The following is a 19296-nucleotide window of genomic DNA, read 5'->3' as shown; positions in this document are numbered from 1 at the left end:
TGGCCTGATCGGTTGGCGGCGCGGGTATCACAGGCGGCGGCGTCCGGGTCGGACGGCCGCCGCTTTTTCATGCGGTCGCGTCAGATCGCGCCGCTGAACGTGTCGCACACGGCGGGGTCGCCGCTCTGCAGGCCGCGCTGCAGCCATGTCTGGCGCTGCGCGGAGGTGCCGTGGGTGAAGCTTTCGGGCGCGACGCGGCCCGTCGCCTCGCGCTGCAGCGTGTCGTCGCCGATCGCCTCCGCGGCGCGCATCCCTTCTGCCACGTCGCCCGGATCCATGCGGTTGCGGTTCTGCGCCGCCCAGACACCGGCGTAGCAATCGGCCTGCAATTCCAGCCGGACCGACAGCGCATTGCCCTCCGCCTCGCTGGCGCGCGCCTGCAGGCGGCGGACCTGGTCGGAGGTGCCGGTCAGCGTCTGGATATGATGGCCGAATTCGTGCGCCATGACGTAATATTGCGCGAAATCGCCGGCCGCGCGGAACCGCTGCTCCAGCTCGTTGAAGAAGCCGGTGTCGATATAGATGCCCTGGTCCGACGGACAGTAGAACGGGCCCATGGCGGACATTGCCGCGCCGCAGCCCGACTGGCCACGGCCGCTGTAGAATACCAGCTTGGGTGCCTGGAACGGAGCGCCGGACTGCGCGAACAATTGCTCCCAGGTGTTTTCGGCCGAGGAGAAGGCGTTGCAGGTCGCGCGCGTTACCGCATCGACCGAGCAGGCCGCCGCCGCCCCGCCGCCGGCGCCAGCGGGCGCATTGCCGCGCGACACCTGGGTGTGCGGCGCGCTGCCGGTGCCGCCACCGCTCAGCAGCCCGCCAAGATTGCCGAGCCCGCCGAACACCGCAAAGACGATCAGCAGGACGACGATGCCGCCACAGCCGAACCGGCTGCCGACCAGCGGCAGCAGGCCGAGCAGCAAGCCACCCCCGCCGCCGCCACCGAAGCTCTGGCCCCGCTGATCCTCGACGTTGATGTCCCTGTCGAAATCGTCGAGCCGCATCGCGGTGCCCCCTGGTTGGTGTCTTTGATGATCTTGCTACCGGTGCGGCATGAATGCGCGAGGGGGATCGGCGGTTGCAAGCCGCCCGCTTGATGCCCGACGCCGCGCGGCGCATGGCGATGGTCCCGGCCATGCACAGGAGGTGCCCCATGTTGCTCAAGGGAAAGACGGCGCTGATCACCGGATCAACCTCCGGCATCGGGCTTGCCTATGCGCGGGCGTTCGCCGCCGAGGGCGCGGCGGTCATGCTGAACGGTTTTGGCGCGCCGGATGCGATTGCCGACATATGCCGCACGCTCAGCGGCTTGAGCGGGGCGGAGGCGCTACACGATGGCGCCGACATGACCGATCCTGCCGCGATCGCCGCGATGGTCGCGCGCTGCCATGCCGACCTCGGCGGACCCGACGTGGTCGTCAACAACGCCGGGGTCCAGCATGTTGCGCCGATCGTCGATTTCCCGGTCGACCGCTGGGACGCGATCCTCGCGATCAACCTGTCGAGCGCCTTTCATGTCATGCGCGCGAGCGTGCCGCTGATGCGGGCGGCGGGATGGGGGCGGATCATCTCCACCGCATCGGCGCACAGCCTGGTCGCGAGCCCGAACAAGGCGGCCTATGTTGCCGCGAAACATGGCCTTGTCGGGCTGACCAAGACGGTGGCGCTGGAAACCGCGACCGACGGCATCACCGTCAATTGCATCTCGCCCGGCTATGTCTGGACGCCGCTGGTGGAAAACCAGATCCCCGACACGATGGCGGCGCGCGGCCTGACGCGCGAGCAGGTGATCAATGACGTGCTGCTGGCCGCCCAGCCGACCAAGGCGTTCGTCACGCCTGAACAGGTGGCGGCAATGGCGGTGTTCCTGTGCCGCGAGGAGGCCGCGTCGATCACCGGCACCAACCTGTCGATGGACGGTGGCTGGACCGCGGCGTGATCAGGGACTAGCCCCTTGGCCGAACAGGGAAAGGTCTCAGCGATGAAGCGGGCGGTGGTCGCGCTGATGACGGCGGCGACGCTGGCAGGGTGCGGCGGACGGCAGGAGCCGGAGACGGTAGCGGGCGCGCGTGCCCCGGTCGCGGACTGGCGCCGGGTGGCGACATTGTCCGATCGCGACCGCCTGCGCACGTGGCGCACCGTCTGGCTCGACGCGCTGGGCCGCGCACGGGCGAGCGGCGCCACGCGCGAGATCGACGCGCAGGGCGCCTTGTTCAATCCCGACCATGGACTTCCCGACCCTATTCCCCCCGCGGGCGATTACCGCTGCCGCGTCTTCAAGCTGGGCGCAAAGGCCAAGGGCGGGCGCGATTATGTCGCCTATCCCGCCTATACCTGCCGGGTCAGCGGGGAGGGGCCGGTGCGGATGTTCGAAAAGGCCGCCGGGTCACAGCGCCCGGCCGGGCGGATCTTCCCGCTGCGCGCCGCGCGGGCAGTGTTCCTGGGTACGCTGGCGATCGGCGACGAGGCGCGCTGGCTGCCCTACGGACGCGACAGCGCGCGCGACATGGGGGGCTTCGTCGACCGGATCGGTGACGATCGCTGGCGTATCGCGCTGCCGCAGCCGGCGTTCGATTCGACGCTCGATATTATCGAACTCGTCCCCGCGCGCTGAGCGGGGCGCGGATCAGCCGACCGGAACCGGTGCTGGTGGCGGGGCGCTGACCTCAATTGCCGCCGCGGGCGCTGCAACCGCGGCATTCGTGCCGGCGGCAGGTGCGGGTGATTGCGCGTCGAGCGATGCCAGATATTCCTTTCCATGGCGGTCGATCAGCGTGACCTGCGCCGCATTCGCCTTCGCCACCGCCTTCAGGAACGAGCGAGGCTTCTTCATCAGGTCCGGGAAATCGAGCGTGACGAGACCCGCCCGGCGCGCTGCTTCCTGCGCGAAATGCACGCAGTTGCGGGTGTTCATCCGGTAGGTGCCGTCGCCTTTCTTGTCGTCCCACTCATCGACCAGCCGCAGAATGGAGGCATATTGTGCGTCGGTGAGGACGAGCGAGAATTGCGCGTCGCTCCCCTCCATGTAGCTGCGCTTGGCGACATCGATCCGCCCGCCCACTGGGCCGAAGAGGATGGCGGGGGTCACCGCCTTGGGCGTGAAGCCGTAATTGAGGTCGACCGGCTCGCCACCCGCCTCTGGCGTGCCCCGCAGGGTGAAGAAGGCGTGGGGGAAATGATTGCCGAACTCATGGCTCCAGAAGGTGATGACCACCTGGGCGTGGGCCGGCAGTGCTGCGAGCGAGAGCAGCAGGGCGAGGGCGGCGGCAGCGACGCGCTTCATGACGCCGAGTGTGTCATTCCACGGGGGCAGGCTCAAGCCGGAAGCGTGCCGGTCACCGCTTCATCGCCGTAACCTGCCGCAAGGCCGGACGCGGAAATGCCCGCCGATGACGCGCACCGACGGGCATCCTTCCTCCCCAGGAACTTGGTGGCCGGGTGGCGCCGCGGCGAAGCCGCGTCGTCGAACGGCGCCTGGGCGGCGCCGCCGGCCGGGCTTGCGCGAGGTGAGGGCAGCAAGGCTGCCCTTGCCCGCGCTACGCCGCGAACTGGTTCATCGTGTTGTGGACGCCGCCGGCCTTCAGCGCGGCCTCGCCGGCGAAATATTCCTTGTGATCGTCGCCGATGTCGCTGCCCGACATGTTCTGGTGCTTCACGCAGGCGATCCCTTCGCGGATTTCCTTGCGCTGCACGCCCTTGACGTAGCCGAGCATCCCCGCCTCGCCGAAATACTCCTTGGCGAGATTGTCGGTCGACAGTGCCGCTGTGTGATAGGTCGGCAGGGTGATGAGGTGGTGGAAGATGCCGGCCCGCGCCGCCGCATCCTTCTGGAAGGTGCGGATCCGCTCGTCGGCCTCTGCCGCCAGATCGCTGTCGTCATAATCGACGCTCATCAGCTTCGCCCGGTCATAGGCGGAGACATCCTTGCCGGCCTCGACCCAGGCGTCGAACACCTGCTGGCGGAAGTTCAGCGTCCAGTTGAAGCTGGGGCTGTTGTTATAGACCAGCTTCGCATTGGGAACGACTTCGCGGATGCGATCGACCATCGACGCGATCTGCTCGATGTGCGGCTTCTCCGTCTCGATCCACAAGAGGTCGGCGCCATTCTGCAGCGACGTGATGCAATCCAGCACGCAGCGGTCGGCACCGGTCCCTTCGCGGAACTGGAACAGGTTCGACGGCAGGCGCTTCGGGCGCATCAGCTTGCCGTCACGCTCGATCACGACATCGCCGCGCAGGGTCGACAGGTCGGTGACTTCCTCGCAATCGAGGAAGGCATTGTACTGGTCGCCAATGTCGCCCTTCTCCTTGGAGAAAGCGATTTGCTTGGTGAGGCCGGCGCCGAGCGAGTCGGTGCGGGTCACGATGATGCCGTCATCGACGCCAAGCTCGAGGAAGGCGTAGCGGCAGGCGCGGACCTTCGCGAGGAAGTCCTCGTGCGGCACGGTGACCTTGCCGTCCTGGTGGCCGCACTGCTTTTCGTCCGAGACCTGGTTCTCGATCTGCAGCGCGCAGGCGCCCGCCTCGATCATCTTCTTGGCCAGCAGATACGTCGCCTCGGCATTGCCGAAGCCGGCGTCGATGTCGGCGATGATCGGCACGACGTGCGTCTCGTAATTGTCGATCGCCTGCGTCAGCCGCTGCGCCTCAATCTCGTTGCCCGTCTCGCGTGCCTTGTCGAGATCGCGGAACATCATGCCCAGTTCGCGGGCATCGGCCTGCTTCAGGAAGGTGTAGAGTTCCTCGATCAGCGCGGGAACGCTGGTCTTTTCGTGCATCGACTGGTCAGGCAGTGGGCCGAACTCGCTGCGCAGCGCGGCGACCATCCAGCCGGAGAGGTACAGATACCGCCCCTTGGTGGTGCCGAAATGCTTCTTGATCGAGATGAGCTTCTGCTGCCCGATGAAGCCGTGCCAGCAGCCCAGCGACTGGGTGTAATTGGCCGGATCGGCGTCATAGGCGGCCATGTCGCGGCGCATGATGCCGGCGGTGTAGCGCGCAATGTCGAGGCCGGTGCGGAACCGGTTCTGCAGCCGCATCCGCGCCACGGATTCAGCGTCGATCCCGTCCCACGTGCCATTATAGCTGGCAACGAGCTGTCCGATCTGACTGGTCTGTTCCTGGTAGGTCATCATTGTTCCTGTCGCGGATGGTGGCACGCGGGACCGGTCCCGCACGATTGGATCAGGCGGGTTCGCGGTCAGCCGAGGCGGCCGAGGCGATGGTACAGGTTGGAGAATTTGGCCGAGCGGGGTTCGTCGGCGATCTTCTTGATATACTCGCCGATCGCTTCCTTCATGAGGCCGAAGTCCTCGGTCGAGAAAACGGCGCGGCTGCGCTGCGGGGTAGCGTCCATGGTCGTTCCTCCTGTGTGAATGCTTACAACTGCGATCATAAGAACAGCATGGAGCGGATATTCACAACGCGGCGCTCTGATGATTCGGTGTCATCGGGTCGGACAAGCGGCAGACATCATCTGTATTGCTGTAAAGAATTGACAGAATAACTCGGCTCGGTCAGCGTGGCGGGATGGCTGAGCGAAAGTTGATGGCGGGGCATGTGGTGCGGCGGCTGCGGCGGCAGCAGGCGCTGAGTCAGGCGGCGATGGCCGAGATGCTGGCGATCAGCCCCAGCTACCTCAATCTGGTCGAGCGCAACCAGCGCCCGGTATCAGCGACCCTGCTGGTGAAACTGGCGGAGACGTTCGATTTCGATCCGCGCGCATTGACCGCGGCCGAGCCGGGCGGTGGGCGGGACGCAATGCGGCGGCGGCTCGCCGACCCGATGTTCGCCGACCTTGAGATCGATCGCAACGAGCTGGAGGAATGGCTCGCCGCGGCGCCGGGCGGGGCGGAGGCATTCGCGCGCGCCTTCGACCGCGCGGGGCAGGGGGCAGCAACGGCGGCGCCCAGCGATGATCCGGTGGCGCTGGTACGGCGGGAGATCGGCCGGTGGCGCAACCATTTCCCCGATCTGGACGCAGCGGCGGAGGCGCTGGCCGACGAGCTGCGGCTCGGCGCGGGCGACCTGTATGGCGCGATCGCCGAGCGGCTGCGGGTGAAGCACAGCCTCGCCATCCGCATCCTGCCGGTCGATGTGATGCCCGATGTGCTGCGGCGGCTGGACCTTCATGCGCGCCAGCTTCAGCTGTCCGAATTGCTCGATCCGGCGAGCCGCACCTTTGCCGCGGCGTTCCAGCTGGCGCTGATCGAATCTCGGGCTGAAATCGACGCGCTGGTGACCGGCGCCGGCTTCGGCCAGATCGCCGCCGATCGCCTGTTCCGCCGCCATCTCGCCAGCTATTTCGCCGCAGCGGTGATGATGCCCTATGCCCGCTTCCTGCGCGCCTGCGAGGCGACTGGATACGATATCGAGCTGCTGCAGCGCCGCTTTGGTGCCGGGTTCGAGCATGTCGCACACCGGTTGACGACGCTTCAGCGGGTCGGCGCGCGGGGGCTGCCCTTCTTCATGATCCGCGTCGACCGGGCGGGGCAGTCATCGAAACGCTATGCCGGGGCGAGCGGCGCGGCGCTGGTCGAGGCGGAGGGGCGCTGCCCCTTGTGGCATTTGCACCATGCGTTCGATCGGCCGGGGCACCTCGCGGTTCAGTTGGTCGAACTGGAGGATGGCGAGCGCTGGCTTACGATGGCGCGCACGGTGACGCCGCAGGGGCAGCGATACGGACTGGTTTCGGCCGAATTTGCGGTCGGCATCGGTGTGGCGGCGGAACATGCCGGGACGCTGGCGGTCGCTCGCGGCTTCGACCTTGCCGGCGTGGCGATGCCGATCGGGCTGGGGTGCCGCCAGTGTTTCCGCCAGGAATGTCCGCAGCGTGCCGCCGCGCCGGCGGGCCGCGCGCTGACGATCAACGAGCGGGAGCGGCGGATCACCGCGCTGACCTTTGCCGGGGATTGATCGGCGACGCCGCGGCTCAGGCGGCCTTTACCGCCTGTCCGATCTCCAGCGCCTCACCGCGGGTGATGATGACCTTGTCGCCCAGCTTCGCCGTCTCGAACAGTTTCTTGGCGAAGGGTTTGGGCACGCCGATGCAACCGTGCGTCATATAACCGTCAGCCACCTCGCTGGCGTGCACCGCGATCCCATCGTTGGTCAGGCGAAGCATGTACGGCATCGGCGCGTGATAGATGTTGGAAACGTGATCCTTGCTCTTCTGCGTGATCGGATAGACGCCGAGCGGGGTCGGCTTCGAATCGGCGCCGAACAGGATTGCCGCCGCGCCAATCTCATGCCCGTCGCGAAAGACGCTGAGCACCTGCGCGGCAAGATCGACGGTGATGATGAGCGTGCCGGTCGCCGGGGCGGCGCTTTCGTCCCAATGATGGTCGCCCATCTTCATCGGCCCTTCGATCGGCAGGATCGACTTGATCGTATAGGCCGCGTCCTGCGCCGCGGCGGGCGGCTTGGACACAGGCGTCGTTTCGGCAACGGCGGGCCGGGCAGGGGGAATGATCTGGCTGGCGAGCACGCGTGGCGGCGGCGGACGGGTGGCGGCAAAGGCCACCGAGCCGGCAGCGATCGCTAGGGCGAGCAGCACGAGTCGGAGTGGCGAAAGCATGGTCATCCGATAGCATGAAGGCATTGCGGCGCACTGACGCGATCTGGTTAACGCCGCTTTGCCTCCCTCTTGCCCCCGAGGTCGCGCCTCAGGCGCCGGCGTTGTTCAGCCGATCGAGTTGGTCCGCCGACAGCTTGAGCGTCATCGCCCGCAGCAGATCCTCAACCTGGGCGACGCTGGTCGCGCTGGCGATTGGCGCGGTGACGCCCTCCTGCGCGATCAGCCAGGCGAGCGAGATCTGCGCCAGCGTTGCGCCGGTTTCCGCGGCGACACTGTCGAGCGCGTCGAGCACGGCCTTGCCCTTGCCCTCCAGCAGATCGCCCATCCGGCCGCCACGCACACTCTTCGACAGGTCGTCGCGGGTGCGGTACTTGCCGGTGAGGAAGCCGGAGGCGAGGCCGTAATAAGGCACCACGCCGACATTCTGCTCGACGCAATAATCCTGAAGCTCGCCCTCGAACTTGGTTCGGCTGACGAGATTATATTCGGGCTGAAGCACGTCGTAGCGCGGCAGTCCCGCGGCACGCGCGGCCTCATTGGCGGATTTCAGCCGCATCGCGCTGAAGTTCGACGCGCCGAGCACGCGGACCTTGCCGGCCTTCACCAAGGCGGCGAACGCCTCCAGCGCCGCCTCCTGCGGCGTGTCCTCGTCATCCTGATGCGCGAAATACAGGTCGATCCGATCGGTACCGAGCCGCTTCAGCGATGCCTCGCACGCCGCCGCGATCCGTGCCGGCGCCAGCTTCTCGCCGCCGTCGCCCGGCAACATGCCGACCTTGGTCGAGATCAACACCGCGTCCCGCTTGCCCGAGGCCTTCAACCATTCGCCGATCATCGTCTCGGATTCGCCGCCTTTGTGGCCGGGGACCCAGGCGGAATAGACGTCGGCGGTATCGATCATCGTGCCGCCGCCAGCGACAAAGGCGTCCAGCACGGCGAAGCTCGCGTCACGATCGGCCGTCCAGCCGAATACGTTGCCGCCCAGCACCAGCGGCGCGATCTGCAGGTCGGAGGAGCCGAGGCGTGTCTTCACTGAACATTCCCGTCGGTAGGGGCGACCTCATCGAGCCGGATGCTGTTCGCCTCCAGCATGGCCGCCGCCTCGTTCAACTGTTGCTCCTCCTCGGCCGTGACCGCGCCCGGCGGGGGCGGGTCACCCGAGCAGGCGGCAAGCGCCGCCAGCGCGGGGAGCAGCAACAAGGGGAGCGCGAACCGCGCCCCCCTCATGTCTCCTCGCATCAACGCTTGATCGCGTTGCCGGCGTCGGTCAGCGCGTCACCGGTCGCCTCACGGGCGTCTTCGGTGGCGTTGTCAATCGCGCGGCCGGCGCGATCGGCGTCACGCTCTGCCTTCGCACCGGCACGGTCGGCACCGCGCTCGATATCGTCGCCGGCGTTCTCGATCGCACGCTCGGCCGAGCCAAGCGCCTCGTCCGTTGCCCGGTCGACGTCGTTCACCGCATTGCTGGTGGTGGCGCTGACATCGGCGCCGATCGCATTGGCGGCCTCGGCGCTTTCATTCTGCGCCTGCGGGCTGCACGCCGCGAGGGCGGCTGCGGTGGCGATGCCGGCGGTGATGGCGAGAAACTTCATAAACACTCTCCCTGTCATGGACCCTGGCCGACGCGCGGCGTTAGCGGCAGAAACGTGCATAAGGCGTTTTGGCTCCGCAACGATCGCGGTCGTGCTTGGTCGCCCCGCTCCGGCAATCCATCGTTTGACGACATATAAAGATATCTTTATATCTGGTCCTTGTGACCCAGGCGCTCGAGATATTCCGTGCATTGGCCGATTCCTCCCGGCTGCGCATCCTGCGTCTGCTGCGCACGATGGAATTGTCGGTCGGTGAGCTTGCGCTCGTTCTGGGGCAAAGCCAGCCGCGTGTCAGCCGCCATGTGAAGATCCTTTGCGACGCCGGCCTGACCGAGCGGCGCAAGGAAGGCAGCTGGGTGTTCGTCGCGCTGGGTACCCCCGCGCTGGTCGATCCGGTACTGGCAGCGATCGATTCATGGGAAGGCGACGTTCCGGATCGCGAAGGGGCGACCGACGCGGCGCGCCTTGCCGCGGTACGCGCCGACCGCGCGGCGTCCGCGTCGCAATGGTTCGAGGCGCATGCCACCGAATGGGATGCGATCCGCTCGCTCCACATTGCCGAAACCGATGTGGAAAAGGCGATGCAGCAGATGCTGGGCGATGCACCGCTCGGCCGGTTGATCGATATCGGCACCGGTACGGGGCGGATGATCGAGCTGTTCGCGCCGCGCGCCGACAGCGCGTTGGGGATCGATCGCAGCTCCGAGATGCTGCGTATCGCGCGCGCCAAGATCGGTGAGCGTGGCCTGGCGAATACCGAGTTGCGCCAGGCGGACCTGTATTCGCTGCCGCTGGGCGATGCCGCGGCCGATGTCGCGATCGTCCATCACGTGCTCCATTATGCGCAGCAGCCGGGCGCCGCGATCGTCGAGGCGGCGCGTGTGTTGGCGCCGGGCGGACGGCTACTGATCGCCGATTTCGCGCCGCATGATCGCGAGGAATTGCGCACGCGCGACGCACACACGCGGCTCGGCTTTTCCGATGCGCAGATCAGCGGCTGGTTCGACGCCGCCGGGCTGGTCGCGGAACGGATCGAGACGCTGGAAGGCGGCGAACTGACGGTAAAGATCTGGCTGGGGCGAAAGCCGGCCGCGGCCCCCGGCAAGAAGCCGGGCACGACATTGCACGAGGTGAAGGCGGCATGACCCTATCGATCAATCAGCTGGAAGAGGCGCGCCGGGCGCTGGATGCGCCGCTGTTCGCCAATGTCGCCGGCGACGCGGAGGTCAGCTTCGAATTCTTCCCGCCCAAGACGCCGGCGATGGAAGCGACGCTGTGGAAGTCGATGGCGACGCTGGCGCCGCTCGCGCCGCGCTTCGTCTCGGTGACCTATGGCGCCGGCGGATCGACCCGCGAGCGCACCCACAACACGGTCGCGCGGATCGCGCGGGAAACCAGCATTCCCGCCGCCGCGCACCTCACCTGTGTCGAGGCGACGCGCGAGGAGATCGACGCGGTGGCCGAGCAATATTGGGCCGCTGGCGTGCGCCACATCGTCGCGCTGCGCGGCGATCCGCCGCGCGTGGGTGAGCGTTATGCCGCGCATCCGGGCGGCTATGAGAATGCCGCTGCGCTGGTCGAGGGGCTGCGCCGGTTGCACCCGTTCGAGATTTCGGTTGCCTGTTATCCTGAATGCCATCCGGATTCGGGCGATGCGGCGATCGATCTCGACAATCTGAAGCGCAAGATGGACGCTGGCGCCACGCGCGCGATCAGCCAGTTCTTCTTCTCGCCCGACGTCTTCTTCCGCTTTCGCGATGCGGTGGCGGCGGCCGGCATCGATGCGGAGATCGTGCCGGGCATCATGCCGGTCAGTAATTTCGCCGCGGTCCAGCGCATGTCGAAGATGTGCGGCACCGATGTGCCGGGCTGGATGGAGCATCTGTTCGCCGGGCTGGACGACCTGCCCGATGCGCGGCAGCTCGTCTCCGCCACGCTCGCCGCCGAACTGTGCCGCAAGCTGTATGCGGGCGGCGTGAAGCAATTCCATTTCTACACGTTGAACCGCGCGGAACTGAGCTTCGCGATCTGCCACTTGCTGGGCCTGCGCGCCCGGCCCGAGGTGGCGCGCGTCGCGGCCTGACGATGTCCCCCGGCGGCAGCGCCGGGGGCATCATCGGTAATCAGGCCAGTTCGGGTACCCGCATCGCTTCGGCGGCGATGGCGATGCTGCGCTTGCGCGCCTCATGGTCGTAGATGCTGCTGGTCAGCATCACTTCATCGATCCCCGTGCGCTTGACGAAGGCAGCAATTCCCGCCGCCACATCGTCGCGATCACCGACCGCGCTGCACGACAGCACGGAATCGAGGATCCGCGCATGCGTCGGCGGCAGGCTCTCGCGATAGCCGCGCACCGGCGGCTTCATCTTGCCCGGATTGCCGGTGCGCAGCGCGACGAACTGCTGCTGCTGCGAGGTGGCGAGGAATTCCGCCTCTTCGCGCGTATCGGCGGCAAAGACGTTGAAGCCGGCCATCGCATAGGGCCGCTCAAGCTGCGCCGAGGGGCGGAAGTCGCGGCGGTAGATTTCCATCGCCTGATCGAGCGCGTCCGGCGCGAAATGCGAGGCAAAGGCATAGGGCAGCCCGAGCATCGCGGCGAGCTGCGCCCCGAACAGCGAGGAGCCGAGGATCCACAGCTGCGGCTTGGCGCCAGCACCCGGCGTCGCGGTGATGCCGGTGCGGCCATCATCGGCAAGGTAGCTTTGCAGCTCCACGACATCGTTGGGAAAGGCGTTGGGATCGCTGTCCAGCGTGCGGCGGATCGCCCGTGCCACCCGCTGGTCGCTGCCCGGCGCCCGGCCCAGCCCCAGGTCGATCCGGCCCGGGAACAGCGCATCGAGCGTGCCGAACTGTTCGGCGATCTGCAGCGGCGCATGGTTTGGCAGCATGATGCCGCCCGCGCCGACGCGGATCGTGCTGGTCGCCGCGCCGACATGCGCGATCACCACCGCGGTCGCGGCGGAGGCGATGCCCTCCATCCCGTGATGCTCCGCCACCCAATAGCGGTTGTAGCCATGCGCCTCGGCATGGCGGGCCAGATCGGCGGCATTGGCAAGCGCGTCGGCGACGGTACCGCCTTCGACGACCGGGACGAGATCGAGCAGCGAATATTTGGTCATGGCAATGATGTGGGCGGAAGGGTTGCCGATCGCAACCATCCCCAGCTTCACCGCGCCCAAGCATGGCTTTGGCCGGATTGGCTTGCCCGTGCGCGCCGGCGTCCGTAACGCAGCGCCATGTCGCCGGGTCTAGACCATATCCGCGCCTGGATCTTCGATCTGGACAATACCCTCTACCCGTCGAGCGCCGATCTCTTCGCGCAGATCGACGCCAAGATGACGGACTATATCGCCCGGCTTCTCGGCACTGACCGGGGGGAGGCACGGCGGATCCAGAAGGCCTATTTCCTTGGCCATGGCACCACGCTCGCCGGGTTGATGGCGGAGCATCACGTCGATCCGCACGACTTTCTCGATTTCGTCCACGACGTGGAGATGGACGTGCTGGAGGAAAACGTGCCGCTCGCCGCCGCCGTCGCAAAGCTGCCGGGGCGCAAGGTGGTCTTCACCAATGGCGATGCGCCTTATGCCGCGCGCGTGCTCGACCGGCTCGGGCTGGGCGAAAGCTTCGAGGCGGTGCACGATATTCACGCCATGGATCTGGCGCCGAAGCCCGCGCCGTCGGCCTATGCCGGCCTGTGCGAACGACTGTCGATCGATCCGACGACGGCGCTGTTCGCCGATGACATGGCGCGCAACCTCGCGCCGGCCAAGGCGATCGGCATGACCACCGTCTGGGTCGATAACGGATCCGAACAGGCGCATGACAGCGACCGCAGTTTCATTGATTTCACCACGCCGGATCTGACCGCGTGGCTGACCAGCATATTGGAAGGCAAATGACCGACATCGAAACCACGATCGACACCGCCTGGGAAAACCGGGCGGACATCGGCGTCTCCACCGCGGGCGAGGTGCGCGTCGCCGTCGACCGCGCGCTGGCGCTGCTCGATTCGGGCAAGGCGCGCGTCGCCGAACCGGACGGGAATGGCGGCTGGCGCGTCAACCAGTGGCTGAAGAAGGCGGTGCTGCTGTCGTTCCGCCTGAACGACAATGCGCTGATCGATAACGGGCCGGGCGCTGGTCATTGGTTCGACAAGGTGCCGTCCAAATTCTCCGGCTGGAGCGAGGCGGAGTTCCGCGACGCCGGCTTCCGCGCGGTGCCGGGCAGCGTGGTTCGCCGCGGCGCCTTCATCGGCAAGGGCGCGATCCTGATGCCCAGCTTCGTCAACATCGGCGCCTATGTCGGTGAGGGGACGATGGTCGATACCTGGGCGACCGTCGGCTCATGCGCGCAAATCGGCAAGAACGTCCATCTGTCGGGCGGCGCCGGTATCGGCGGCGTGCTGGAGCCGCTGCAGGCCGATCCGGTGATCATCGGCGACGGCGCCTTCATCGGGGCGCGCTCGGAGGTCGCGGAGGGCGTTCGCGTGGGCGAGGGCGCGGTGCTGTCGATGGGCGTCTATCTCGGCGCGTCGACCAAGATCATCGATCGCGCGACCGGCGAAACCTTCATCGGCGAAGTGCCGCCTTATGCCGTAGTCGTCCCCGGCTCGACCGGCGGTGGCAACCTTGGCCTCTACTGCGCGGTGATCGTGAAGCGCGTGGATGAGCGCACCCGGTCCAAGACCAGCATCAACGAACTGCTGCGCGACTGACCTGTTCCGCGCCGCGGGACCCTCGTTCCTGCGGCGCCCGGAAGCGCGGCTATTCTCCCGACGCGCGCGACCTGTCTCCCAACATGAACGCACGGTTGTTTCAGGTTCATGCAACCGCCGTATGAAGCGCACGTTACGATGGCATATCAATCATACCATCGTATCGAATTTCGAGGGAGACAGTAATAATACGTAAGATGATGCTGGCGCTCGGTGCCACCGCCATGGTCGTTCCCAGCGTGATGGTCACCACCACCGATGCCGATGCGCAGCGCCGCTACAAGTATCGCGAGTGGAAGGGCAATGACGGCCGCATCCGCTGCCGCAAGCCTGATGGCACCACCGGCCTCGTGGTCGGCGGCGTTGCCGGCGCGCTGCTCGGCCGCACCATCGATACGCGCGGCGATCGTACGCTGGGCACGCTGGGCGGCGCCGCCGTCGGCGCGCTGGCCGGCCGCGAGATCGAGCGCAGCACGAGCAACCGTCGCTGCCGTTGATCCGTTACCCGGATTGTCGAACACGAAAGGGGCGTGGTCCGGCGGACCGCGCCCGTTTTGCTATGAGGAGAAGCTGACATGCCGACACGCAACGGTTCCGCGCGCTATGAGGGTTTGGGGAAGGACGGGCAGGGCTCCGTCTCGACCCAGTCCGGCGTCCTCAAGGATCAGCGCTACGGCTTCGGCACGCGCTTTGGCGACGAACCCGGCACCAATCCGGAGGAACTGATCGCTGCCGCCCATGCCAGCTGCTTCACCATGGCGCTCAGTTTCGCGCTGGCCGCGGCGGGGCACGAGGATGGCGTCCTCGACACGACGGCCAAGGTGACGGTCGACAAGGATGGTGACGGCTTCACCATCACCAGGTCCGCGCTTGAGCTGAAGGCCAAGGTGCCCGGCATCAGCGCCGAAGAGTTCGATCGCATCGCGGCCGACGCAAAGGCAAACTGCCCTGTATCCAAGGTGTTGAACGCTGAGATCACGCTCAGTCATACGCTGGAGAACTAAGTGGCGGGAAGATGAACAGGATGTAGTTTCCTGTTCACGCAACTTAGCGCCAATGTGGTTGTTCTTCCCGCATCATCAGCGAGGAGCTTTCGATGCGTATCATCATCGCCGCCGTGCTGGCCGCTGCAACAACGGCCACCGCCATGCCGGCTCAGGCACAGTCGGGGCGGGAATATCGTCAGGACGTGCGAGAGGCGCGGCGCGATTATCAGCGCGACCTGCGCCGGGCGGATTCGCCGCGCGACGTGCGCCAGGCGCAGCGCGAATATCGCCGCGACGTGCGTGACGCGCGCCAGGACTATCGCCGCGACGCGCGCAACGACTGGCGCCGCGATCGCAACCAATGGGGTCGCTACGACTATAATCGCCTGCCGCCGGGCCAGCAGCGTTATTACGCCGACAACTTTTATCGCGACGGCCAATATTATCAGACCCGTCGCCTCGGCCGGAACGACCGCATCTATCGCGGCAACAACGGGCGGTATTACTGCCGCCGCAATGATGGCACGACCGGCCTGATCATCGGTGGCCTGGGCGGCGGCGTGCTCGGCAGCCTGCTCGCCAATGGCAGCTCGAACACGCTCGGCGCGCTGATCGGCGCTGGTGCGGGTGCGCTGCTCGGCTCGCAGGTGGATCGTGGCAACGTGAGCTGCCGCTAACAGTTTTGCCGGAAGTAACGGCGCGTACCGAAGGGGCCCGGCGATCCGATCGCCGGGCCTTTTCTCCTTTGTGGTCGCAGCGGTTAGGGTGAGGTGATGCCGACCAGCCAACCCATCCTCGGCGCCATCATGGCCGGCGGCGCGGCGAGCCGCTTCGGGTCGGACAAGGCGCTGGCCTTGTTCGAGGGGCGCCCGCTGATCGATCATGTGGCGCAGGCGCTGGCAGATCAGGCAGCGGCGGTGATCGTGGTCGGGCGCACGCATGGCACACTCACCAGCGTCGCCGACCGCCCGGCGCCGGGGCTAGGGCCGCTCGGCGCGCTCGCGGGGGCGCTGGCCTGGGCGCGCAATCACGGCTTTGCCGCGGTGCTGAGCGCGCCATGCGACGTGCCCTTGCTGCCCGCCGACCTCGCGCGGCGGCTTGCCGGCGAGGGCCCTGCCTATGTCGAAGGCCTGCCGGTGGTCGGGCACTGGCCGAGCAGCCTTGCCGATCATCTGCAGGACTGGCTGGCCGCGGATCAGCCGCGTGCCGTGCGGCGCTGGGCGGCGGCGGTGGGCGCCCGCGCGGTGACGCTCGATCACCTTCCCGCCAATGTGAATACGCGCGCGGACCTCGATACGCTGCGACGCTGATCCCCGTCGATCGGGCGAGGGAAGCGCTCAGCCGATCCAGCGCCAGAGGCCGGCCGGCCAGCCGGACAGCGGAATATGCGCCCAGGTCGCCGCCAGCCACACGACGGTGCCGCCGCCCAGCGCATGGCCACCGATCCTGCCGATCCGCGCGCGCTTCGCGGCAATGGCGGCGAACGGCCAGAAGCTCGTCCGTCGCTCCCACTCACGCCAGAGTTCGGGCTGTAGTTTCTCTTTCTTGCGGTCCTGCATCCGCGCGCCGGCCAGCGCCAGGACGATGATCGACAGCGCAACGACGATATTGGCCGGATCGGGAAACACCATGATGTGGACCATGCCCCAGATGGCGAGGCTCCACATCATCGGGTGGCGGGTGATGGCAAAGACGCCGGCCGCGGTCGGCACGACATCGGTGTTCGCTTCCGGCAGGGCGGGGTTGCGGACCAAAGATCCCATGAACAGGATCGCCGCCAGCAGCATCAGGATCGTGCCGATCGCCCACAGGACATTGCCGACCGGCCAGAGCAGGGCGGCGGCCGGCGCCGCGCGATAGGCGAGCACCAGCCAGATGAGCGTGGCGAGCGCGACCAGGCTGTAGAGGCCCAGAAATCCCTTTTGCCCGATCGCGCGGATCAGGGGCGCGCGGAGCGGATGGGACAGAAGAAAGTGCGTTCCCGCGAACGCGATTGCGGCCGCCACGACGTTGCCCATCGTTCATCCTCCCCCATTGTTGGTCGCTACCGGCCCGTCACGCGCGCTGCTTCCGCGGTGACAGGCCGGTATCGTGTCAGCGGCGCGTTTCTCCCGCCGTGTTCAGCCCCGCCGCCGCCGGTTCGGCAAGCTCCGGCTCGCCGGCCATGGCGTGGTCGGTGTCGTCGTGCAGCGTGTCGAGGTGCATCATCCGCTTGACCAGCGGGCTCAGCACCAGGACGACCGCAGCGATGCCGATCGTCCACCAGCCGATGGTCGAATAGACCGCCAGCGTCGCCTCCTTGGTCATCTCGCCGCCTTCGCCGCCGGTCGCCTCACCGATCTTGCCGGCGACGAAATTGCCGACCGCGGTCATGTAGAACCACGCGCCCATGATCAGGCTGGCAAGGTGCTTGGGGGCGAGCCGGTTCATCGCGCTCAGGCCCACCGGCGACAGGCAAAGCTCACCGGTCGTCTGCAGGAAGTAGATGGCGAAGACGAAGAACACCGGCGTTGCGACTTCGACGCCGACGGTGTGGGCGCCCCAGACGAAGACCAGGAACGACAGGCCGACCTGCGCCAGCGCGAGGCCGAACTTGGCAGGCGCCGACGGCTCCAGCCCGCGCTTGCCCAGGAATACCCACAAGGCCGCGAAGATCGGGCCGAGCAGCACGATGTAGATCGGGTTGATCGACTGGAACAGCGATGCCGGCACCCCGCCACGATCGACGAAGCGATCGGTGTAGAGGTTGAGGCTGCCGCCCGCCTGTTCGAACAGGCCCCAGAACACCGGGTTCAGCGCAATCAGGAACAGCACCACGAACATCCGGTCACGGGCGTGCCGTTCCAGCTTCAGGCTCTCGAACAGCACATAGCCCAGCATGCCGATGCCCGAGATGATCAGCAGCGTCTGGATGACGTCCTGATACTGGACCAGCGCCCAAATCACGAGGACGGAGGCGAGGCCGACCGCATAAAGCGACCATTCGGTGCGCGCCTTCAGCGGCCGCGGCGCCTCACCCTTGCCCAGCAGCAGCGGCTTGCCGAGGATGAAGACGACGAGGCCCAGCAGCATGCCGACGCCCGCGGCGCCAAAGCCATAGGCCCAGCCATAGGTCTCGCCCAGCCAGCCGGCCATGATCGTGCCGATCGCAGCGCCAGTGTTAATGCCGATGTAGAAGATGGTGTAGGCACCGTCGCGGCGCGTGTCGGTCAGCGGGTAGAGCTGCCCCACGATCACCGAGATATTGGCCTTCAGGAAGCCGGTGCCGACGATGATGAAGGCAAGCGCCAGCCAGAAGACGTTGATCGCGGCCGATCCCTGGCCGCCTTCGCCTTCGACCGCCATCAGCAAATGGCCCAGCGTCAGCATGACCGCGCCGAACGTCACCGCCTTGCGCTGACCCAGATAGCGGTCGGCCAGATAGCCGCCCAGCACCGGGGTGATATACACCAGGCTGGTATAGGCGCCGTAGATGAGGTTCGATTTGCTGTCGTCGAACAGCCAGTGCTTGGTCAGGTAAAAGATCAGCAGCGCGCGCATGCCATAGTAGGAGAAACGCTCCCACATTTCGGCGAAGAACAGCACGTACAGGCCTTTGGGGTGCCCCATGAACTCGGGGCCCTTCTTGACCGCGCCGGCGACACCGCCAGCGAGCAGGATCGCAAGGAATCCCAGTGCGATCGAGGGGATGATGGGCAAAATACGCTCCCTGGAAGTCAGGTGGGGATCATCGATATCCCGAATTGATTCAGCCTAGCGCGCAATTTCGCGATGCCCAAGCATTGTTGCGAACGAAACGTTTCGCGGTTGGACGCTCGACTTGCGAACCATTCGCGATAAAGAGGGGCATGTTCAATGACCTTTCCTCTCCACTCGCGCTTCTGCGCACCCGCCGTTCGGGCAAGCCGCGCGACCTCGCCGGCCCGGGACCGAGCGACGCGCAGCTGCAGGAAATGTGCGCCATCGCCTGCCGCACGCCCGATCACGGCAAACTGGCGCCGTGGCGTTTCGTCATCGTCGGCGCGGACCAGCGCGACGCCTTCGCCGAGGTGCTTCGGTCGGCGTATCTGGCAGAGCGACCGGAGGCGAAGCGGCTCGAGCTCGAATCGATCGAACAGTTCGCGCATCAGGCCCCGGCGCTGGTCGTCGCCCTGTCATCGCCGCGCACCGACAGCCAGATTCCCTTGTGGGAACAGGAATTGTCGGCGGGCGCGGCGTGCATGAACCTGCTCCATGCGGCGCATGCGATGGGGTTTGCCGGCGGCTGGCTGACGACCTGGGCGGCGTTTGACGACCGGGTGCGGGATGCCTTTGGCGCGGCGCCCGAGCGGATCGCCGGCTTCATCTTCATCGGCACGCCGTCGCGGCCGCTGGAGGAACGCCCGCGGCCGGATCTTGCCGACACGGTCACCCACTGGCGCCCTTGAG

The 19296-nt window shown here is 66.9% G+C and carries 23 protein-coding genes; 12 read left to right on the top strand and 11 right to left on the bottom strand.

The annotated features are described in order from the left end of the window. Positions 1 to 80: 80 nt before the first annotated feature. Positions 81 to 1001, bottom strand: coding sequence for a KPN_02809 family neutral zinc metallopeptidase (gene ypfJ, locus ACH0BU_RS01635; protein ID WP_296220054.1), 921 nt, complete (start codon positions 999 to 1001; stop codon positions 81 to 83). A gap of 149 nt (positions 1002 to 1150) precedes the next feature. On the opposite strand from ypfJ, the gene ACH0BU_RS01630 reads away from it, so the two are divergent. Both ACH0BU_RS01630 and ACH0BU_RS01625 read left to right on the top strand, forming a co-directional pair. Beyond that, entirely contained in the window at positions 1151 to 1936 is a 786-nt protein-coding gene (locus tag ACH0BU_RS01630) for a 3-hydroxybutyrate dehydrogenase (protein ID WP_296220052.1), read from the top strand. A gap of 42 nt (positions 1937 to 1978) precedes the next feature. Beyond that, complete coding sequence (locus ACH0BU_RS01625) at positions 1979 to 2611, top strand: DUF4893 domain-containing protein (protein WP_500263608.1); 633 nt, start codon at positions 1979 to 1981, stop codon at positions 2609 to 2611. 12 nt (positions 2612 to 2623) lie between these two features. Here ACH0BU_RS01625 and ACH0BU_RS01620 read toward each other — a convergent pair whose 3' ends face one another. From ACH0BU_RS01620 to ACH0BU_RS01610, 3 genes are all read right to left on the bottom strand, one after another. Further along, the gene (locus ACH0BU_RS01620) at positions 2624 to 3316 is read right to left on the bottom strand and encodes a hypothetical protein (protein WP_296220048.1); all 693 of its coding nucleotides are present in this window, start codon (positions 3314 to 3316) and stop codon (positions 2624 to 2626) included. 217 nt (positions 3317 to 3533) lie between these two features. After that, the gene (locus ACH0BU_RS01615) at positions 3534 to 5129 is read right to left on the bottom strand and encodes an isocitrate lyase (RefSeq protein WP_046409305.1); all 1596 of its coding nucleotides are present in this window, start codon (positions 5127 to 5129) and stop codon (positions 3534 to 3536) included. A gap of 68 nt (positions 5130 to 5197) precedes the next feature. Beyond that, entirely contained in the window at positions 5198 to 5353 is a 156-nt protein-coding gene (locus ACH0BU_RS01610; protein ID WP_164518819.1) for a hypothetical protein, read from the bottom strand. A gap of 173 nt (positions 5354 to 5526) precedes the next feature. Between ACH0BU_RS01610 and ACH0BU_RS01605 the strand changes: the two genes are divergently transcribed. Further along, on the top strand, positions 5527 to 6912 hold the full coding sequence (locus ACH0BU_RS01605) for a helix-turn-helix domain-containing protein (RefSeq protein ID WP_145118259.1): 1386 nt from the start codon (positions 5527 to 5529) through the stop codon (positions 6910 to 6912). A 16-nt stretch (positions 6913 to 6928) separates the two neighbouring features. Here ACH0BU_RS01605 and ACH0BU_RS01600 read toward each other — a convergent pair whose 3' ends face one another. From ACH0BU_RS01600 to ACH0BU_RS01585, 4 genes are all read right to left on the bottom strand, one after another. After that, on the bottom strand, positions 6929 to 7579 hold the full coding sequence (locus tag ACH0BU_RS01600; protein WP_046409175.1) for a L,D-transpeptidase family protein: 651 nt from the start codon (positions 7577 to 7579) through the stop codon (positions 6929 to 6931). Positions 7580 to 7661: 82 nt separating this feature from the next. Then, positions 7662 to 8606: an aldo/keto reductase gene (locus tag ACH0BU_RS01595; protein WP_296220044.1), complete on the bottom strand. Its 945-nt coding sequence runs from the start codon at positions 8604 to 8606 to the stop codon at positions 7662 to 7664. Further along, the gene (locus ACH0BU_RS01590; RefSeq protein ID WP_125944249.1) at positions 8603 to 8800 is read right to left on the bottom strand and encodes a hypothetical protein; all 198 of its coding nucleotides are present in this window, start codon (positions 8798 to 8800) and stop codon (positions 8603 to 8605) included. Before ACH0BU_RS01590 ends, ACH0BU_RS01595 begins: the two co-directional genes overlap by 4 nt. Before the next feature lie 11 nt (positions 8801 to 8811). Then, on the bottom strand, positions 8812 to 9165 hold the full coding sequence (locus tag ACH0BU_RS01585) for a hypothetical protein (RefSeq protein ID WP_046409177.1): 354 nt from the start codon (positions 9163 to 9165) through the stop codon (positions 8812 to 8814). Between the two features lie 161 nt (positions 9166 to 9326). Between ACH0BU_RS01585 and ACH0BU_RS01580 the strand changes: the two genes are divergently transcribed. Both ACH0BU_RS01580 and metF read left to right on the top strand, forming a co-directional pair. Then, the gene (locus tag ACH0BU_RS01580) at positions 9327 to 10310 is read left to right on the top strand and encodes an ArsR/SmtB family transcription factor (RefSeq protein WP_296220039.1); all 984 of its coding nucleotides are present in this window, start codon (positions 9327 to 9329) and stop codon (positions 10308 to 10310) included. Next, complete coding sequence (gene metF, locus ACH0BU_RS01575; RefSeq protein WP_046409179.1) at positions 10307 to 11248, top strand: methylenetetrahydrofolate reductase [NAD(P)H]; 942 nt, start codon at positions 10307 to 10309, stop codon at positions 11246 to 11248. Before ACH0BU_RS01580 ends, metF begins: the two co-directional genes overlap by 4 nt. Positions 11249 to 11288: 40 nt before the next feature. On the opposite strand, the gene ACH0BU_RS01570 is transcribed toward metF, so the two are convergent. After that, the gene (locus ACH0BU_RS01570; protein ID WP_136450698.1) at positions 11289 to 12284 is read right to left on the bottom strand and encodes an LLM class flavin-dependent oxidoreductase; all 996 of its coding nucleotides are present in this window, start codon (positions 12282 to 12284) and stop codon (positions 11289 to 11291) included. 117 nt (positions 12285 to 12401) lie between these two features. On the opposite strand from ACH0BU_RS01570, the gene ACH0BU_RS01565 reads away from it, so the two are divergent. From ACH0BU_RS01565 to mobA, 6 genes are all read left to right on the top strand, one after another. Further along, on the top strand, positions 12402 to 13067 hold the full coding sequence (locus tag ACH0BU_RS01565) for a pyrimidine 5'-nucleotidase (protein WP_314470964.1): 666 nt from the start codon (positions 12402 to 12404) through the stop codon (positions 13065 to 13067). Next, positions 13064 to 13882: a 2,3,4,5-tetrahydropyridine-2,6-dicarboxylate N-succinyltransferase gene (gene dapD / locus ACH0BU_RS01560; protein WP_301090832.1), complete on the top strand. Its 819-nt coding sequence runs from the start codon at positions 13064 to 13066 to the stop codon at positions 13880 to 13882. The genes ACH0BU_RS01565 and dapD overlap by 4 nt, the downstream gene beginning before the upstream one ends. Before the next feature lie 200 nt (positions 13883 to 14082). Then, positions 14083 to 14379, top strand: coding sequence for a glycine zipper 2TM domain-containing protein (locus ACH0BU_RS01555; protein WP_500263680.1), 297 nt, complete (start codon positions 14083 to 14085; stop codon positions 14377 to 14379). A gap of 78 nt (positions 14380 to 14457) precedes the next feature. After that, entirely contained in the window at positions 14458 to 14886 is a 429-nt protein-coding gene (locus tag ACH0BU_RS01550) for an OsmC family protein (protein ID WP_046409184.1), read from the top strand. 92 nt (positions 14887 to 14978) lie between these two features. Continuing rightward, a complete protein-coding gene (locus ACH0BU_RS01545) occupies positions 14979 to 15545 on the top strand; it encodes a glycine zipper 2TM domain-containing protein (RefSeq protein WP_046409185.1) in 567 nt (188 codons plus the stop codon). A gap of 96 nt (positions 15546 to 15641) precedes the next feature. Next, positions 15642 to 16178, top strand: a complete 537-nt coding sequence (mobA, locus tag ACH0BU_RS01540) for a molybdenum cofactor guanylyltransferase (protein WP_500263607.1) — start codon at positions 15642 to 15644, stop codon at positions 16176 to 16178. 27 nt (positions 16179 to 16205) lie between these two features. On the opposite strand, the gene ACH0BU_RS01535 is transcribed toward mobA, so the two are convergent. Next, a complete protein-coding gene (locus ACH0BU_RS01535) occupies positions 16206 to 16886 on the bottom strand; it encodes an NnrU family protein (protein WP_500263606.1) in 681 nt (226 codons plus the stop codon). Between the two features lie 76 nt (positions 16887 to 16962). Beyond that, the gene (locus ACH0BU_RS01530; RefSeq protein WP_500263679.1) at positions 16963 to 18477 is read right to left on the bottom strand and encodes a peptide MFS transporter; all 1515 of its coding nucleotides are present in this window, start codon (positions 18475 to 18477) and stop codon (positions 16963 to 16965) included. 239 nt (positions 18478 to 18716) lie between these two features. On the opposite strand from ACH0BU_RS01530, the gene ACH0BU_RS01525 reads away from it, so the two are divergent. Beyond that, a complete protein-coding gene (locus tag ACH0BU_RS01525) occupies positions 18717 to 19295 on the top strand; it encodes a nitroreductase family protein (protein WP_500263605.1) in 579 nt (192 codons plus the stop codon). Position 19296: the final 1 nt, after the last annotated feature.

The sequence above is a fragment of the Sphingomonas olei genome, assembly GCF_045369765.1.
Classification (GTDB): Bacteria; Pseudomonadota; Alphaproteobacteria; order Sphingomonadales; family Sphingomonadaceae; genus Sphingomonas; species Sphingomonas panaciterrae.
The sequence above is the reverse complement of the archived record's forward strand: the minus strand, read 5'-3'. Positions and strand labels throughout refer to the sequence as shown.

What these genes read in the sequence shown, in the direction of transcription:
- ypfJ (WP_296220054.1), bottom strand. Translation starts at nt 1,001, where the DNA reads ATGCGGCTCGACGATTTCGACAGGGACATCAACGTCGAGGATCAGCGG.
- ACH0BU_RS01630 (WP_296220052.1), top strand. Translation starts at nt 1,151, where the DNA reads ATGTTGCTCAAGGGAAAGACGGCGCTGATCACCGGATCAACCTCCGGC.
- ACH0BU_RS01625 (WP_500263608.1), top strand. Translation starts at nt 1,979, where the DNA reads ATGAAGCGGGCGGTGGTCGCGCTGATGACGGCGGCGACGCTGGCAGGG.
- ACH0BU_RS01615 (WP_046409305.1), bottom strand. Translation starts at nt 5,129, where the DNA reads ATGACCTACCAGGAACAGACCAGTCAGATCGGACAGCTCGTTGCCAGC.
- ACH0BU_RS01610 (WP_164518819.1), bottom strand. Translation starts at nt 5,353, where the DNA reads ATGGACGCTACCCCGCAGCGCAGCCGCGCCGTTTTCTCGACCGAGGAC.
- ACH0BU_RS01605 (WP_145118259.1), top strand. Translation starts at nt 5,527, where the DNA reads ATGGCTGAGCGAAAGTTGATGGCGGGGCATGTGGTGCGGCGGCTGCGG.
- ACH0BU_RS01600 (WP_046409175.1), bottom strand. Translation starts at nt 7,579, where the DNA reads ATGACCATGCTTTCGCCACTCCGACTCGTGCTGCTCGCCCTAGCGATC.
- ACH0BU_RS01590 (WP_125944249.1), bottom strand. Translation starts at nt 8,800, where the DNA reads ATGAGGGGGGCGCGGTTCGCGCTCCCCTTGTTGCTGCTCCCCGCGCTG.
- ACH0BU_RS01585 (WP_046409177.1), bottom strand. Translation starts at nt 9,165, where the DNA reads ATGAAGTTTCTCGCCATCACCGCCGGCATCGCCACCGCAGCCGCCCTC.
- metF (WP_046409179.1), top strand. Translation starts at nt 10,307, where the DNA reads ATGACCCTATCGATCAATCAGCTGGAAGAGGCGCGCCGGGCGCTGGAT.
- ACH0BU_RS01570 (WP_136450698.1), bottom strand. Translation starts at nt 12,284, where the DNA reads ATGACCAAATATTCGCTGCTCGATCTCGTCCCGGTCGTCGAAGGCGGT.
- ACH0BU_RS01565 (WP_314470964.1), top strand. Translation starts at nt 12,402, where the DNA reads ATGTCGCCGGGTCTAGACCATATCCGCGCCTGGATCTTCGATCTGGAC.
- dapD (WP_301090832.1), top strand. Translation starts at nt 13,064, where the DNA reads ATGACCGACATCGAAACCACGATCGACACCGCCTGGGAAAACCGGGCG.
- ACH0BU_RS01555 (WP_500263680.1), top strand. Translation starts at nt 14,083, where the DNA reads ATGCTGGCGCTCGGTGCCACCGCCATGGTCGTTCCCAGCGTGATGGTC.
- ACH0BU_RS01550 (WP_046409184.1), top strand. Translation starts at nt 14,458, where the DNA reads ATGCCGACACGCAACGGTTCCGCGCGCTATGAGGGTTTGGGGAAGGAC.
- ACH0BU_RS01545 (WP_046409185.1), top strand. Translation starts at nt 14,979, where the DNA reads ATGCGTATCATCATCGCCGCCGTGCTGGCCGCTGCAACAACGGCCACC.
- mobA (WP_500263607.1), top strand. Translation starts at nt 15,642, where the DNA reads ATGCCGACCAGCCAACCCATCCTCGGCGCCATCATGGCCGGCGGCGCG.
- ACH0BU_RS01535 (WP_500263606.1), bottom strand. Translation starts at nt 16,886, where the DNA reads ATGGGCAACGTCGTGGCGGCCGCAATCGCGTTCGCGGGAACGCACTTT.
- ACH0BU_RS01530 (WP_500263679.1), bottom strand. Translation starts at nt 18,477, where the DNA reads ATGGGGCACCCCAAAGGCCTGTACGTGCTGTTCTTCGCCGAAATGTGG.
- ACH0BU_RS01525 (WP_500263605.1), top strand. Translation starts at nt 18,717, where the DNA reads ATGTTCAATGACCTTTCCTCTCCACTCGCGCTTCTGCGCACCCGCCGT.